Genomic DNA, 15,640 nt, shown 5'->3' on the forward strand with positions numbered 1-15,640 from the left:
CCTGTATAACTGTTTATAGCAAAACTAATACCAAAGATGTTTATAATTTTTTAATCAATATACACTAGTGTTTTCAGGGGTTTAAAAAAGTAAGAATACACTTTAATAATGAAACCATTATAGTATTCTTACTTTTGAAACACTTTAATACACTAATTTAGCTGTCACTACTTCTATATTCTATTTGTGAACTCCACTATGAATGTAAAAATAGCTTAGTTACTTTTCTAAACTTTCATTTATTATTAGATTTATATTTTTTATTTCTTCATTATTAAGTTTTATTCCAAAGTCTTTATAGACACTTTTAGCAAATTTACTTTTAATAATATGAACATTATCTTCTTGCTTCTCGTTAAATTTAAGCCTTTCTATTGCATATGCTATATGAATTGCAAGTAAAGTATATATCTGATTGTTAAACTTAGTACGTTTTTCCTCTTCTATTTCTTTTATATATCTATCCACATATATCATTATTTTGCTACCAGAAAAAAATTTTAAATTTTCATCTAGCACACTGCTTATTGCACCGTAGGCTACAGTTCTATCATTAACCATTTCTTCAAAGTCAACTATCTGATTTTCACTTACAATGCTTAACACTTTCTTTAATCCGCTTCCTGTTACAAAATCCATAAGATTTATAAATGGTATATCAGTCATTCCTGGATTTATACTTCCAACTATAGCTGCAATGTTTCTATTTCCCGCCAGCCTTTTGATCTTTTCAACATCTTCTTTTTTATTGCTAATATTTATTTCAAAAACCTCTACATTCCTTATGTAATTTATTTTGAATGCTTTTAGTATAAGTTTTTTCAGGTAAATTGCAGTTCCCTTTCCTGTACTACAAGTAGTAAAAATAACTTTTTCTTTATCCTTAGAATCTGTAATTTCATTTTCAGTATTAATTAAAAGATTTTTACCTATCTCAATCACTGATAATGCCACATTTTTTAAAGTTGAATATGGAAGCATTGATTTATGTGAAGCCTCCATTAAAATTGGCATACTTAAGTTATCAATTGTTATAACACTTATTCCAGTCTCTTTTGTAATTTCACTTCCAAATGTCTTTAAAGATCCCATATCCACCATCAGAAGTATACCTTTTCCTTCATCTATATGTTTACATATACCAATTGCTTTTTTCAATACATCAGAAGGTTCATCCTGGAGACTCATGTCTATACCCACTACATGATTTGTATCCCATAAGGTATTAACTACACTTACCATATTTGTAGCAACATTGTCACCATGAGCTATGACTACAATTGGAATTTTCTTTAATTCACTTTTTTCCTCTCCTGTAAGATGAAGTATCATACTTATAAATTCTATTTCATTTTTTGGTATTTTATATTCAGCTATTGATGATAACCTCTCATATATATATATAGCTATTTTGTATTCAATAGGGTTTTTATCCTTTACATCTAACATCTTTATAGAACTGCTCTGTGCCCTCCTCTCATACATGGAATTTATGTGAAAAGCCAGTGCCACAAATGTATTTTCTGATATATAGAACTTAAACTTTGTTTTAATTTCCATGCATAATAGCTTGAGGTTGCTAACTATTTTATCATCTATAAATTTAGATAGTTCAGATTCTTTAAGTCCCCGGGACATCAATCCCCTATTGTATGCAATAAAATATTCTTCTAAATCTTTGTATAGATTATCTTTCAGTTTTTCTTTTTCCATATTTGTGTGCTTATATTTATTAAATTTTTCATCAAGATAAACATATACATTATTGGAAAAATCATCTTCATTATAATCAATATTGAATCTTTGCTTTTTTCCTTGAAAAAATGTTTTATCTTCATAACCTATAATTTTTAAAATTTCTTCTCTTCTCGCTTTATTGTTGAGTAAAATACCTTTAACATTTTCTGGTAAATAGCTTAATACTATTCTAATACTGTCCTGATTTATAAGATATTCCATATACCCCCTTGAAGAAGCCAGTTCAATACAAGATTTTATATCTCCTACATTTGCCGGAGGCAAATACATTGCCAGAGCTGTAAGTACATCACTACTTACCTTTATCGGCATTTGAATTCTCATTGATTCTTTGTTGAAAAAGTGAGATATTAACTTCAACCTTTCTCCTACAGGTCTTTCACCTAAACCTGGCATCTTAATTACAATAGGAATTCTTCTATAAAACGTTCCTAAAAAAACCGACTCAGGGGGCTCTGTAGTAGCGGCTACTGTAAGTATATTTACACTTTTCTCTTCAGTACCACCAAGTCTTCTAAACTTACCTTTGTCCAAAAGTGTAAATAACATTTCCTGACCTTCTGGCGGAAGCCTATGAACTTCATCTAAAAATAAGATGCCACCATCAGCTTTTTCAACTAATCCACATCTGCTTGTATCACTTCCTGTATAAGCCCCTTTCACACTTCCAAATAAAATTGACATAAGAAGTTCCGGGTTATTAGAATAATCAGCACAGTTAAAAGACACTAAAGGTGCCTTTTCCTTTAAAACTTTATTTTCTAGAGCAAATTTATACATATAGTCTACAAACATAGTTTTACCAGTGCCTGTTTCTCCTAATATCAATGTGGATAATCCATGAGGAGGATATAAAATAGCTGCCTGAGCCTGTTTTACTTGAGAATTTAAGGAACCATCATAACCAATAAGCGATATAAAACAATTAGCAATTCTTTTTGTTTTTCTATAATTGTTTTCCTTAAAATCCAGCTTTTTGTTATAAAAATTATTATTTAATGCCCACTCTTTATCTACATACAAAGTAGGTCTCCCCTCAATTTTAAATACACTACCTTCTTTATACAATTTGTTCAAATCTGCTGAAACATTACTTCTTATAATATTAAGATCTGCTGCTATCTTACTTGCAGAAAACCCAACATCTTTTATATCATCTTCCATATTATTTTCTAAGAATTTTAGATTAGTGCAGAGTTTTTTTAAATGTTCATATATTCTATCTTTTCTTAACATATATATCACTCTCAATCTAAAAATATTATATAAAAAATACGCTGTTGACATCATTATTTGTCAGCAGCTTGAAGTATTACATTAGATCTAGTGCCTTTTTTACATATCCATTCGCCTTTTTTAAAAGTTCTTCTGCATCTTCTTTTTGAAGTCCTGTTTTTATAATTACTATACTGAGCTTCACATCATTATTAGTAGCTTGAAGTACTTTTTCTATGGTTTCATATGCTGCACCAGTTGCAAGTTTTACTATTCTTCTTGCCCTTGCTACAAGTTTTTCATTTGTTGCCTGTACATTTACCATCAAATTTTCATATACTTTACCGAGTTTTATCATAGTTCCCGTAGTGAGCATATTAAGTATCAGTTTCTGAGCTGTACCAGATTTCATTCTTGTAGAACCCATTATTACTTCAGGACCAACCACAACTGCTATAGGTACATCTGCTATATTTGCCATTTCACTTTCAGGATTCATAGTTACACATAACACTGCCGCACCAACTTTTTTCCCATATTCCATAGCACCTATTACATAAGGTGTCCTTCCCGATGCAGCTATTCCACAAACTACATCTTTACTTGTTAAGTTATTTTGAATCAAATCCCTTTCCCCAAGCTCTTTACTATCCTCTGCTCCTTCTACTGCCTTAAATATGGCTGTTTGTCCTCCTGCTATCATTCCCTGCACCATATCATCACTTACTCCATAAGTGGGTGGACATTCTGATGCATCTAATATACCAATTCTTCCACTTGTTCCAGCTCCAATATATATAAGTCTTCCTCCTAAGCTAAGTCTTTCAGCAATTACATCTACAGCCTTTGCTATACTTTCCTTTGCTTTTCCTACAGCTTCAGGAACTTTTTTGTCCTCCTCATTTATCATATCTATCATTTCCAATGTACTGACGTTATCTATGTTCATAGTATTTGGATTTCTTCCCTCAGTCACAAGCTTTGACAATTTTTCAACATTCATTGTTATCCTCCTTAGTTCACTGCACAATAAAATACTTGTCTCATAACAAAATATGATTAAACTTACAACAATTTTGCAGCACCTTTATCTACAATTATAGTAGCATCTGAATGAAGCTGTAAAATTGAAGCAGGCACTTCAGGACATATCTTACCTTTTACCGTTTTATAAATTGCATCTGCCTTAACTTCTCCATTTGCTAGTAATACTACCCTTTTTGACTGCATTATGGTCTTAATTCCCATACTTATAGCCGTTGTAGGGACTTCATCCTTTGAATTAAAAAACCTAGCATTAGCTTCAATAGTCATTTTATCTAACTTGACCAAATGAGTTTCTGCTTCAAAATTAACATCTGGTTCATTAAAGCCTATATGCCCATTAGCTCCTATTCCTAAAACCTGAATATCAATTCCACCCTTATTTTTAATTTCGTCCTCATAATTCCTACATTCTTCATCAATGTCCTTTGCGGTACCGTTTGGAATATATATTTTTTCCTTTTTTACATTCACATACTTAAAAAAGTTATTATTCATGTAGTAATAATAACTCTCAGGATTTTCCCTTTGAATTTTATAATATTCATCTAAATTGAAAGTAGTAACATCTGAAAAATCTACTTCTTTATCTTCATATAATTTTATAAGCTCTTTATACATGCCAAGAGGAGTATCCCCTGTAGCTAGTCCTAGCACACTGTCATGTTTTAAAATAACCTGACTACTTACCATGACTGCTGCTTTTTTACTCATCTCTTTATAATTATCTGCTATTATTACCCTCATTAAAATACCTCCTTCTTATTTTCTGTAAATTATTTTTCCTTCTGATACAGATAAATTTACTTTTAAATTTTCATCAAATATAACTAAATCTGCATCTTTCCCTATTTTTATACTTCCTTTTCTATCATCAATTTTTATAAGCTTTGCTGGGTTTAAACTTGCTAAAGCTACAGCTTCATAAATTTTAAGGTTTGTATATTTTAATATATTAAGTATTGCCTTATTTAAAGTTAAAATACTTCCTGCTAAAGTTCCATCAGTAAGCCTAGCAGAATTATTAGCTACAATTACTTTTTGACCTCCAAGTTCCCATTCTCCATCTTCCATACAACCAGCTCGCATGGAATCAGTGATTAAAATCATCTTGTCTTTTCCTTTAGCATTTAACAAAATTTGAAATATATCCGGATGTATATGTATTGTATCTGCTATTAATTCAAAACTTACATTACTTTTTAATACTGCACCTACTACTCCTGGGTTTCTGTGATGCAGTGGTGTCATGGCATTAAACATATGAGTAGCATGACTTATTCCAACTCTAACAGCTTCCTTTGCTGTTTCATAATCTGAATTTGTATGTCCCATTGAAAGTACTATGTCCGAGTTGTTTTTAACCGTTTTTATAAAATTAAACTCAAAATCTTCTTCTGGGGCCATAGTAATTATTTTAATTATATCTACGTAATTTTTAATAAATTCAAAATCAGGCTTCAATATGTAATCTTTTTTTTGAGCTCCCCTGTATTTTTCACTTACAAATGGTCCTTCCATGTGAATACCAAGTACTTTAGCTCCGTTTATATTTTCTTTCATGGCAAGTCTTACAGCATCCATTGCCTTGTATATCTTCTCTCTTTTCATAGTCATAGTAGTTGGTAGAAAGGCTGTAACTCCATTTTTAGCTATAGTTTCACTTATAATTTTAAGATCAGATATTTCACCATCCATAGTATCTTTTCCACCAGAACCATGAATATGAACATCTATAAATCCTGGTGAAACATATTTACCCCCAGCATCTATTATTTCATTCATCTTTTCACTAAGTCCCTGTTTTTCAAATCTTTCTTTATCTAGAATATCCACTATTTTTTCATGAAAAATCAAAACCTTGTTTTCTATAACCTCATCTTGTAAGATTATTTTTCCATTTATGATACACTTACTATTTTCATACATCATTTATCACTGACCTCTTTTAATTAAAAGTATATATTTCTGTTTATGTTAAAATAACTTCATACCTATAGTTATCACTTCTATATATAGATTTTGTATATTCTATAGGTCTTTCTTTTTCATCAAAGGTAGTTCTTCTAAATAATAAAGCCAAGCTTTCATTTTTCAAACCTAAAAGAGATGCCTCGTAATCATTTACTTTAGTTGGTTCAATTGTTTGTTTTGCCTTACTAGGAAAACATTTATATTTTGTTCTAAATATATTATATAAAGATTTATTATCTATCATCTCTCTAGTCATATCTCTAAACATATAATAGGGAATCCATACAGTTTCAATAGCTATTGGCTCCATATTTCTCATTCTCAGCCTATTGATTTTTATTACCATATTTTCACTATCAGGAAGGTTAAAAATTGTCTTATGCTTTTTTGTAGCTTTTTTACCTGAAAATTTAACACCTTTGTATTAGTCTTATGTCCCTCATCTTCCATTTCTTCTGTAAAACTTTTAAGCCTTGAAAGTTGTCGATTTACCTTAGCCTCCGAGACAAATGTTCCCTTCCCTTGTTTCCTATATATAGCCCCTTCATTTACTAGGGACATTATAGCTTTATTTACAGTCATCCTGCTAACTCCTTGAACTTCACACAATTCTCTTTCTGTGGGAATAGCATCCCCTGGCTTCAATTCTTCATTTTCTATCATTTCCTGTAAAATTTCCTTTATCTGATAGTGAAGTGGTAACGGATTATCTTTTGAAACTTTTCTCAAATCTTTTCACTCCTATTCATCAACGTTTACTATATTAGTATATCATTATGTTGTCATGTTGTATATACCAATTATTTTTAACCAACAAATCTTAATCATACACATTAAACTTTTAGTTGTTAATATATAAAATTAAGTTGTTTTTAAAATATAAGTATCTGCTGTACAATTTAGTTGTAAACGTATTATATTAATTTCTACAATTTTAATGGACAATCAATTCTAAGCTGTAATTAGATTTATCATAGTATGAAAAGGCCCTAATCTTTTTCATGTCTAAAATTATAATATTAAATTTTATTTCTATACTTAGAAAACCTGAAAGGGGGAATATAAGTGAGTATCAACATAAAATCATCAGAAGTTGAAATTAGAGAATCTCGATTAGGTTCAAATAATGAATTCAAAGGAACTGCTAGGGAGTTATGTGACAAATCTACGCAAAATAGGTTTTGTGGAAGAAACCGTTCCTTCACTCAATGTACTGAATGTAGTTCAAGTAGAGCATTGTCTATGCTTGTAATGATACAGGATGCTGCAATAATAAACCATGCCCCACTAGGATGTAGTGCAGATTTTGCCGAATTTAATTTTACTAATAGAGGAGAACAGATAAGAAGGAAACTACCTTTAAAAAATGTAAATTTATTGAGCACAAATCTTGAGGAAAAAGATATGATCTATGGTGGAGGAGCAAAGCTAGAGGCAACTATAAGAGATGCATATATAAGATTTAAACCAAAAGCAATATTTGTAACAACCTCTTGTGCATCCAGTATCATCGGAGATGATGTGTCAGGTATAACTGATAAACTAGAAAGTGAATTAGGTATCCCGGTTGTATACATTTCCTGCGAAGGTTTTAAATCTAAAATATGGGCAACGGGATTTGACTCTGCTTTTCATGGCATTATCAGAAAAATAGTCAAGCCATCCGTTAAAAAGGAAAAGAAGTTAGTTAATGTTATAAACTTTTGGGGTAGTGATGTATTTACTGATTTGTTTAGACGAATAGGTCTTAAGCCTAATTATATTGTACCCTTTACCACTATTGAGCAATTAGAGAAAATATCCGAAGCTGCTGCCACAGTAGAAGTTTGCCCTACTCTAGGTACCTATCTAGCTGCAGCTTTAGAACAAGAATATGGAGTTCCAGAGGTAAAATCACCACCTCCCTATGGTCTTAAAGCTTCAGATCAATTTTTTAGGGAACTTGGGAAGGTAACCCATAAAGAAAGAGAAGTTGAAATACTTATAAAACAAGAAAGAAAAAGAATTTCAGAAAAACTTGAAGAATTAAGAGATAAATTGAAAAATAAAAAAGTTTATGTATGTGCTGGAGCTGCCCATGGACACAGTTTACTAGGACTGATGAATGATCTTGGAATGAATGTTGTTGGCGCAGGAATATTCCATCATGATCCCCACTATGACAATGGAGATGAAAAATGTGATGTTTTGAAACATGTAGTTGACAATTATGGAGATATTAAAAACTTTAATGTTTGCAATAAACAAGTCTTCGAATTGGTGAATACATTAAATAAATTAAAGCCAGATGTATTAATTGTACGGCACGGTGGTTTATCGGCTTGGGGTGTAAACCTTGGAATACCAACTTTGTTAATTGGAGATGAACAATTTGGTATAAGCTATCAAGGAATCTTGAACTACGGTAATAAAATTTTAGACACTCTTGCAACTAAGGAGTTTGTAGGCAACATTGCTGCTCACTCAGATTTTCCATATACTAGCTGGTGGATGAACCAAGATCCTCAAACATTTTTAGGGAGGGAAAAAATTGAATAATAATGATGATAAGCAGCGTTCAGAAAAATGGAATTCTACCTTATTTTGGTGGCGTAATAATGCAAACAATATAGTTGAACAACCCCGGCATTTTTGTGCACTAGGATGTCAACAGACTGTAGCTGCTATTAAGAAAGCTATTCCCATAGTTCATTCAGGCCCTGGATGTTCATATAAACTCTTCCGTGGATTAAGCACATCATCAGGCTATCAAGGAGTAGGATATTCTGGTGGAAGCTCCGTTCCTTGTACTAATTCGACAGAAAAAGAAGTAATATTTGGTGGAGAAAATAGATTAAAAGAAGTAATAGATGGAGCATTAAAAGTTTTAAAAGGAGATCTATTTGTTGTTTTAACTGGATGTACAGCTGATATTGTAGGTGATGATGTAAAACATATAGTTAAGGAATATCAGCAAAAAGATATTCCAATAGTTTTTGCAGAAACCGGTGGATTTAAAGGAACTAATTACAAGGGTCATGAATTAGTAATTGAAGCTATAATAAATCAATTTATTGGTGATGTTGAAGTAAAAAAAGAAAAAGGATTAGTAAATGTTTTTGCATCAATTCCCTATCAGGATAGCTTTTGGTCTGGAAATTTAGCTGAAATAAAGCATCTGTTAGAAGCAATAGGTCTAAAGGTAAATATACTTTTTGGACCAGAATCTGGAGGAGTTAAAGAATGGAAAACCATTCCTAATGCAGAGTTTAATTTAGTACTATCTCCCTGGGTAGGATTGAAAACTGCAAAACTGCTTAAAACTAAATATAAAACTCCTTATTTCCATTACCCCGTTGTGCCTATAGGAGCAAGTGAAACTAGTAAATTTCTAAGACAAGTAGGAGAATTTGCAGGACTCGATAAATCAAGAATTGAAAGTCTAATTAAAAAAGAAGAAAAAAATTTTTACTACTACATAGAAAGAGCTATTGATTTTTTTACTGAATTTCGCTTTAGTATGCCAGATAGATTTTTTAATATAAACGACTCTTTTTATGCACTTGGCATTAGTAAATTTTTGCCAAATGGACTTGGCATTCTCCCTGGAGAACAATACATTACAGAAGATACACCTAAAGAATATCAAGAATTCATAATAAATGAATTTAAACACTTGTCAAAAAATACTTCATCTAAAGTAATCTTTGAAATTGATGGAGGCAAAATATCTCATAAATTAAAAGAATATGATTATGATGGACATACTCCTCTAATTTTAGGTAGCTCCTGGGATATTGATATAGCTCGACATCAAAATGGATTTTGGTTAAATATATCTTTGCCAGTTATGCACAGATTGGTTTTAGATAGAAGCTATATTGGATACAGCGGAGGACTTCGATTGACAGAAGATATATACGACAGCATTTTAGGAACATATAAGTACTAAATAATTATACCTTACAAAACGGACTGTATTTTATTAAAGTTTTAACTTATTTATAGGAGTGAATGAAATGCCAAAAAAAATAAAGTCAATTGCAATATATGGTAAGGGCGGTATAGGTAAATCTACCACAACGTCAAATATCAGTGCAGCACTATCTAAGATGGGTTATAAAGTAATGCAATTTGGTTGTGATCCTAAAAGCGATTCAACAAACACATTGAGAAATGGTAATTACATTCCTACCGTTTTAGATACACTACGAGAAAAAGATAAAGTAGATGCACATGATGTAATTTTTGAGGGTTTCAATGGAGTCTACTGTGTAGAATCAGGAGGCCCATCCCCCGGAGTAGGCTGTGCAGGTAGAGGTATCATTACCGCAGTACAATTTTTTAAACAACAAAGAATTTTCGAGGAATTGGATTTAGATTATATAATATATGACGTTTTAGGTGATGTGGTATGCGGCGGCTTTGCAATGCCAATACGAGAGGGAATAGCAGAACATGTATTTACGGTTTCCTCCTCAGATTTCATGTCTATATATGCATCTAATAATTTGTTTAAAGGTATTAAAAAATATTCTGATTCTGATGGAGCATTACTTGGCGGTATTATAGGAAATTCTATTAACAAACCTTATGACAAAAAAATACTTGATGCTTTTGCAGAAAAAACAAGTACACAGGTAATTGAATATATCCCAAGGTCAATTACTGTTACACACAGCGAACTGCAAGGTAAAACTACCATTGAAGCTGCCCCGGATTCCGATCAAGCTAAAATTTATACTAGATTAGCTAAAAAAATAGTAGTTCATACTGAATCAAAAGTACCTTCCCCTCTAAGTATTCAAGAACTAAGAGATTGGGGTAAGCAATTGGCAAATTATTTACTGAAACAAGAAAATCAATAACATGGGGAGAAAATATTATGGAAAATACAGATATAAATAAAAGTATGGATTCATCTCATGCTTTAAAAGTTCACCCTTGTTTTAGTATGGGGAATGCTTCGAATTATGGAAGAATTCATCTTCCAGTAAGTTCTCACTGTAACATACAGTGTAAATTTTGTAAAAGAGTTTATAATGACAGCGAAAATAGGCCTGGTGTTACAAAGGAAATACTAGATCCAAAAGACACTATAAAAAAAGTTGAAAAAGCTCTAGAACTTTGCCCTCAAATAACTGTAGTAGGTATAGCCGGTCCGGGCGATAGCTTGGCTACTCCTCAAGCAATTGAAACCTTTAAACTTATTCATAGAGCCTATCCCACCCTTATAAAATGTCTTAGCACTAATGGCCTTTTACTTTATAAGTATGCCCAAGAAATTTATGATGTAGGAGTAAGAACTATAACAGTTACTGTAAATGCTGTAGATCCATGTATTGGAAATAAAATTATATCTTACATAAATTACAAAGGCGGAAAATATTACGGTAAAGAAGCATCAAGCATTCTCATAAATAATCAGCTAAAAGGCATAGCCAAAATAAGTAAACTCGGAGTTATAGTAAAGGTAAATTCGGTATTAATTCCAGGCATTAATGACCAACATATAGGGGCAATCGCTAAAACCGTTAAAGATGCAGGAGCATTTCTATACAACATCATACCACTTATACCTCAACATGAATTCAGCCATATTCCTGCTCCTACATGCCAGCAATTAAATAAAGCAAGAATAACAGCTGAAAAGTATATTTCTGTATTTAAAAATTGTAAACACTGCCGTGCAGATGCATGTGGAATACCTGGTAAAAAAGACTTTTCAAATGAACTTTATGAAATCACTAGTTATCCTGAAACTTTCTCTCACGGCTAATATATAAATCTCATAAAATAAAGCAGACATTTTAGATAAATGCCTACTTTGTTTTTTATCTTTAAATATTTAATTTTTTACGTTTTGACTCTATCCTTTGAAGCATTTGCTCCGCTGCCTTATCTGGATCAGGTTCTACAAAGAATTTTGAACCATAGTCATCTTCCATCTTATTTAACAGATAATCTGCAACAAATGGACCTCCAGTTACAGGTGGAACAACACCAAGCCATGTATCTATACCGCTGCCTACTACATACATTCCTATAGCTACTGCTTTTTCTGACATCCATTCAGGAGCAGCTCCAACTACTGGCAAATCACTGATATCCAATTTTAAATAATTTGCTAGCTCACCAACAAGTTGTAAATTACGGCTGATGTCAACACATGAACCTTGGTGAAGAACCGGTGGAATATCCAATAAACCACACACTGTTTTAAGTCCAGGACCAGCTATCTCTTTAGCTTCTTTTAAAAGCAACCCTGCCTTTGCTGCTGCATGAGCCGCACATCCTGTAACAACTACTATTACATCATGTGCAATTAAATATTTGATCATTTTTACTATAGGTCCATCATGTTCAACTTTTGGATTATTACAACCTACAAAAGCAGCTGCACCTCTTATAACACCCGATAATATAACATCTGCAAGAGGTTTAACTGTTTGAAGCTGACCTATATTTGAATTGACAACCTTGTCAAGTGTGTCAACTATAGCTTCAGTACTAAATCCAACCACTGCATCACATTTTTCATGAGGAATTAGAACCTTTTCTCTATCTCTATTCTTATAATTTAATATAGCTTCTTTCAATATCTGTTTTCCACATTCATAAGCATTGTCTTCATCAAACTCAATATATAATGAATCTGTTATCTTGGCTTTTGGTGATGTTGTTATAAATTTAGTATGATAAGATTGAGATAGTTTTGCAAGTGATGGCATTATGCACTGAACATCAACTATCAATGCTTCAACTGCACCTGTTACTACAGCAAGTTCCTGTTGAAGGAAGTTTCCTGCCATCTTAATACCATGTCTTAGTGCTATTTCATTTCCTGTACAACACATACCACAAAGATTTATTCCATCTGCCCCCTGAGCTTTTGCAAGAGCAATAAGTTCAGGATCTTCAGCAGCTGCAACAACTGCTTCTGAAAGTACTGGTTCATGTCCATGCAGTATAACGTTAACTGAATTTTCCTCTAATACACCTAAATTAGCTGTAGTTTCTACTTCTGATGGAGTTGTAAATAGAATATCACTAAGTTCAGTTGCAATATAAGAACCACCCCATCCATCTCCAAGGGATGCTCTCATTGACATTTTAAGAATATTTTCTGCATCTCCTGAACATCCAATGTGAGTTGAGTGCATTATACTAACTATATCTTTATCAATTGCCCTTGGAGTTACACCAAGCCTGTCCCATACTTCTCTTCTTTTTTTAGGCAGCGCTGTAGGCAAAGTCAAATTCCCATGCGGTTTTCCATACTCATTTAATGTAGCTGCGGCCAAATCATGTGCTACATCATAAATATCCCTTCCTTCAGTTTCAATTCCAAATCTCTTTGCAACAGCTACAAGCTTTTTTTCATCTCTTATATTTATTTGTCCATCTCTTGATGCGTTTTCAAGATAAAGGCATATTGACCTACCATGATCTGAATGTGATGCAGCTCCAGCTGCACACATTCTTGCAAAGTTTCTTGCAACTATAACATCTGCTGTAGCTCCGCAAATACCTCTTGATACTCCTTTTCCTGGAACTGGGCTTACCCTGCAAGGTCCCATAGCACAATTTCTACAGCATACACCAGCTAAACCAAAACCACATTGTACTTTCATTTTAGCTTTTCTATCCCATACAGTTTCTACACCATCTTTTTTTGCTTTTTCAATAAGCTCTTCCTCAGCCGCTACTATTTCTGATCTTCTGTCTTCCATTAATAAAATACCTCCTTAAAATATAATAAATTTATAACCCAGATTGTATTTTTTAATTATAGTTAAAATTTAATTGTCTACCAAATTTGTAAAGGTTAACATGGAAGGGGTAAAAATTATTAATCTTTTTTTAACTAAATAGGGTTTTAGGTATTTTTAAGATTATACAATGTATCTTTATGAATTTTTTTATAAGATACTTTTGCTATTTTATATAAGAAGGATATATTGTATTTAATATAATTTTTCTCATTATTATACTAATAATGAGATTACCCCTAACATATTTGTGTTTATGTTTAAATTATACGACATATATTTACATTTGATAAACAACTTAAATTTACACTTATACAACTAAAAGTTATAGCTTTAAAATTTAAAAGAAGGCTAAAAACAATTGATTTTCTCTATTTTAATCTACATTATTATTGGTCCACGCCTTATATAGAAGTTTAACAGCTGGATTAATTTCAGATAATTTTACTCCTCCAAATCCCAACATAACAGTACCTTTTAAACTGTTCTCAGGATATTTCCAAAACTTCGACGTAGGATATACTTTTACACCAACTTCATGAGCTCTTTCAATTAACTCCTTTTCTGATACATTTCCTTTTACCTGTACTAAAATATGAAGACCAGCATTCATCCCATAAATAGAAATTTTGTCTCCAAACATTCTTTTCAAACTTTCAACTAGTGCATCATGTTTTTTCTTCTGCATCCTATTGGTTTTTCTAAGGTAGCTTTCCCAATGCCCTTCTTTCATAAAAAGTTCTAAAGTTTTTTGGATAATAAAAGGGACAGAAGGTGGATACCCATCAAACATTATGGTAAACTTATTTAACATACATTTTGGAATGATCATGTATGATAAACGTAATGTTGGAAATAGAAATTTCGAAAAACTGCCAATGTATACAACCCTATCACTACAAAGAGATTGAAGAGACTGCACAGGTTTTGTATTATATCTAAGGTGGCAGCTATAATCATCTTCAATAATTATTGAATTGTTTTTAATTGCCCATTCTATAAGCTCCAGTCTTCTAGAAATAGGCATTATAATTCCTAAAGGATATTGATGTGATGGAGTAACATGTACAGCTTTGGTATTTGTAGAATTTAGTTCCTTTACATTTAATCCCGATGGATCAAGCGAAATAGGCTTCACATTAAATCCATGATTTTCTAAGGTACGGCGGGTTATATGATGTCCTGGTTCTTCCATTGCAATTGTGGTAGTAATGTCCCTGATAAGTTGGCAGAGCATACCTAAGCAGTAATTTACACCGGCCCCAATAAAAATTTGATCTAACGTACATTCTACTCCACGATAATAATGAAGATATTTTAATATCTCTTCTCGAAGATTAATTTCTCCAAAAGTTGGACCATAACTTGTCATCTCACTAGAGAAAATTTTTATGCACTTATTTGTAAGTTTTCTCCACTGCGTCATAGGAAGTTCACTCTCATTTAATTTTCCATATTTAAAATCATATTGAATTAATGAGTCCGAATCATCTGGCAGCATAGGCTTATTATAAGAAACTTCTTTTGTACCATGAATATAGGAAAGATCTAACTTTTCAACATAATATCCACTGCGAGGTTTACTAATTAAATATCCTTCCGAATATAGTTGCTGATAAGCTATATCTACAGTATTTCTACTTATATGTAAATCACTGCATAATTTTCGGCTTGATGGCAGTTTACTACCTGGCTTTAAATCACCACTTAAAATTTGCTCTCTAAAGTGCTGGTACAACTGAATATATAATGGGACATCACTTTTATCTTTTAAAACAAACATGCGTTCACATCCTTTTAACCCAAAATCATGATTCTTTAAGAATACTCTTTTCTATAGTTGGCCTCATTCTTTTTTCTAAATCTGGCACTTTTACATATAACACTAGTGTTTTACA

10 protein-coding genes and 1 pseudogene are annotated in these 15,640 nt (G+C 32.1%); 4 read left to right on the forward strand and 7 right to left on the reverse strand.

Annotated elements, in window-relative coordinates; genetic code table 11:
- Positions 1-219 precede the first annotated feature (219 nt).
- From WY13_RS18675 to WY13_RS22245, 5 genes and pseudogenes are all read right to left on the reverse strand, one after another.
- The gene (locus tag WY13_RS18675) at positions 220-2,994 is read right to left on the reverse strand and encodes a sigma-54-dependent transcriptional regulator (protein ID WP_063557079.1); all 2,775 of its coding nucleotides are present in this window, start codon (positions 2,992-2,994) and stop codon (positions 220-222) included.
- Positions 2,995-3,070: 76 nt separating this feature from the next.
- Positions 3,071-3,976 (reverse strand): N-acetylmuramic acid 6-phosphate etherase, encoded by a 906-nt coding sequence (murQ, locus tag WY13_RS18680; RefSeq protein ID WP_063557080.1) that lies wholly within the window; start codon positions 3,974-3,976, stop codon positions 3,071-3,073.
- 62 nt (positions 3,977-4,038) lie between these two features.
- Positions 4,039-4,764 carry a glucosamine-6-phosphate deaminase gene (gene nagB, locus WY13_RS18685; protein ID WP_063557081.1) on the reverse strand — a complete coding sequence of 242 codons (726 nt, stop codon included), beginning with the start codon at positions 4,762-4,764 and terminating at the stop codon, positions 4,039-4,041.
- 15 nt (positions 4,765-4,779) lie between these two features.
- Positions 4,780-5,949: an N-acetylglucosamine-6-phosphate deacetylase gene (gene nagA / locus WY13_RS18690; protein WP_242866547.1), complete on the reverse strand. Its 1,170-nt coding sequence runs from the start codon at positions 5,947-5,949 to the stop codon at positions 4,780-4,782.
- Between the two features lie 40 nt (positions 5,950-5,989).
- A pseudogene (locus WY13_RS22245) lies at positions 5,990-6,720 on the reverse strand (GntR family transcriptional regulator).
- Positions 6,721-7,056: 336 nt separating this feature from the next.
- Between WY13_RS22245 and WY13_RS18700 the strand changes: the two are divergent.
- The 4 genes from WY13_RS18700 (at position 7,057) to WY13_RS18715 (ending at position 11,749) form a co-directional block, all read left to right on the forward strand.
- Positions 7,057-8,529 carry a nitrogenase component 1 gene (locus WY13_RS18700; RefSeq protein WP_063557082.1) on the forward strand — a complete coding sequence of 491 codons (1,473 nt, stop codon included), beginning with the start codon at positions 7,057-7,059 and terminating at the stop codon, positions 8,527-8,529.
- A gap of 70 nt (positions 8,530-8,599) precedes the next feature.
- The gene (locus WY13_RS18705) at positions 8,600-9,922 is read left to right on the forward strand and encodes a nitrogenase component 1 (RefSeq protein ID WP_063557118.1); all 1,323 of its coding nucleotides are present in this window, start codon (positions 8,600-8,602) and stop codon (positions 9,920-9,922) included.
- Positions 9,923-9,989: 67 nt separating this feature from the next.
- Entirely contained in the window at positions 9,990-10,838 is an 849-nt protein-coding gene (nifH, locus tag WY13_RS18710) for a nitrogenase iron protein (RefSeq protein WP_063557083.1), read from the forward strand.
- 17 nt (positions 10,839-10,855) lie between these two features.
- A complete protein-coding gene (locus tag WY13_RS18715; RefSeq protein WP_431602472.1) occupies positions 10,856-11,749 on the forward strand; it encodes a radical SAM protein in 894 nt (297 codons plus the stop codon).
- Between the two features lie 61 nt (positions 11,750-11,810).
- Here WY13_RS18715 and cooS read toward each other — a convergent pair whose 3' ends face one another.
- Both cooS and WY13_RS18725 read right to left on the reverse strand, forming a co-directional pair.
- Positions 11,811-13,703, reverse strand: a complete 1,893-nt coding sequence (cooS, locus tag WY13_RS18720; protein ID WP_063557084.1) for an anaerobic carbon-monoxide dehydrogenase catalytic subunit — start codon at positions 13,701-13,703, stop codon at positions 11,811-11,813.
- 415 nt (positions 13,704-14,118) lie between these two features.
- On the reverse strand, positions 14,119-15,525 hold the full coding sequence (locus tag WY13_RS18725; protein ID WP_063557085.1) for a PLP-dependent aminotransferase family protein: 1,407 nt from the start codon (positions 15,523-15,525) through the stop codon (positions 14,119-14,121).
- Positions 15,526-15,640: the final 115 nt, after the last annotated feature.

Source organism: Clostridium ljungdahlii (genome assembly GCF_001636845.1).
In the GTDB taxonomy this organism is placed as follows: Bacteria; Bacillota; Clostridia; order Clostridiales; family Clostridiaceae; genus Clostridium_B; species Clostridium_B ljungdahlii_A.